Raw genomic sequence first — 1678 nt, 5'->3', positions numbered from 1 at the left:
CCGGCCTCGACCGCCGCGTCCAGCAGCGCGGCCCGGCGCCATCGAGGCGACATGGCGGCCAGCGCGACGCACGAGCCGGTGTGCAGCGTGTCGACGACGGCACCCAGACCCGCTACCGGGCCGGTCGGCGACAGGGCGCCCGCGGCCGCCTGGACGAGATGCCGGGCAGCGAGCACCCGGGCCACCGTGACGGCAGCCGCCGGGACCGGCCCCGGGCCACCGGCCCGCAACACCACTTCCGGTACGGCCAGCAGCACTCCCGCCCAGCCGACCCGCGCCAGGGCCGTGGCCCGGACCCCCGACATCGTCATTTCCTGTTCTCCCGCATCGCGCCGCAGTACCCCGCTGCGTACGGGTGACACCTGGCGGCGACCGTTGCCCGGACGGCAGCAGGGTGGCCGCGCCGACCAGGGTCAGGATCTTGACCACGGTCGGGCTCACACCGGTGATGCGCAGGGTCACCCGGCGGTGGGTGGCGATCCGGTGCACGACGATGATCGCGCCCGCGCCGGTGGCGTCGAGCAGGGTCACCGCGGCCAGGTCGATGTTGACGCCGGTGACGTCGCCGCGGTCGAGCAGGGCCATGATGGACTCCCGGAGCCGGGGTGCGTGCTGCATCTCCAGTTCTCCGCGCACGAGAACGTCCACGATTCCCGAGCCGTCGGCCTCGATGTCCAGCACGCCGGGCTCCTTTCCGCCGGATGTCCTGCCGCGGCCGGGTCGCCGGGTCGCGCGTGGATCAGGCCTACCCCTGGCCGGCGCCTTCTAACTGGCCATCCGCGGTCCGCTCAGCGCCGATGGCGGTACAGGGCGACCGTGCCCCGGTTCACCTGCCAGATGCCGACGCGCTCGTAGTCGTCGCGCAGCAGCGGCCGCAGCGCCGGGTAGCCGGTGGCCGGGTCCTGGCGGGGACCGCTCACCAGCAGCCAGACCCGCGGCACGCCGGCCACCCGGGCCGCGGCGTCCGGATACTCCTCGGCCACGAGCCGGCCCGAGTCCGCAGCCGAGCGGCGTCGCAACAGATCGCGCGGGACCGTCCCGTCCCGGTGCAGGTAGTACTCCATGCCCGCCCGCATAGCCCGGGACCGGACCTCGAACACCATGCCGTCACCGGGCTGCTGGTGCTGCCGGATGAGGGCCGCGATGCTGCGGTAGTCCGGGCCGTTCTTCGCGGTGGGACCCCGGATCGCACGCTGGCCGGGATACGCCGTGGCTGCCACGACGGCCAGAACCACGATCAGGCGCAGCGCCGCCGGGCCACGGCCACGCGGCTTGCGGTCCACCCGCAGCTGTCCCACCACGGTGACCGCTGCGAGCATGGCCAGTGGCACGAGCACGACCAGCAGGTAGCGGGCCACCCACATAGGAGAGACCAGGACCGAGACCGCGGCCACCACGGTCACCGGGGCCGCCGCGAGCAGGGCGACGGGCACCACCGCCGAGACCGGACGCCAGTACGCGACCAGCGCGAGCCCCACCAGCAGCCAGGCCGTCGGCACCGAACCGACGATCTGCCCCGGCGCCGAGGCGAGGGCACCCACCGTCAAGGGATCCACCCAGGCCAGCTGGCTGTCCCGCTGGCGAACGCCCAGCCAGGCCACCGGCGACAGCACCACCATCGCGCCCGCCAGCGTCACGCTCCAGGCGGCGACCACCCGCCAGGACCGGTCCCGGCGGG

The 1678-nt window shown here is 74.5% G+C and carries 1 protein-coding gene and 2 pseudogenes; all 3 read right to left on the bottom strand.

Annotated features, from left to right (window positions below; translation table 11 throughout):
* The coding region (locus tag AB0C29_RS47165; RefSeq protein ID WP_360834744.1) for a hypothetical protein at window positions 1-305 on the bottom strand (305 nt) is incomplete at its 3' end.
* Between the two features lie 103 nt (window positions 306-408).
* Window positions 409-648 (bottom strand): annotated as a pseudogene (locus tag AB0C29_RS47160) (STAS domain-containing protein); the annotation flags it as partial.
* A gap of 140 nt (window positions 649-788) precedes the next feature.
* Window positions 789-1678 (bottom strand): annotated as a pseudogene (locus tag AB0C29_RS47155) (hypothetical protein); the annotation flags it as partial.

The organism is Actinoplanes sp. NPDC048791 (genome assembly GCF_040650095.1).
In the GTDB taxonomy this organism is placed as follows: domain Bacteria; phylum Actinomycetota; class Actinomycetes; order Mycobacteriales; family Micromonosporaceae; genus Actinoplanes.
Note: the sequence above shows the minus strand (reverse complement) of the source record. Positions and strands in the feature narration are given on the sequence as shown.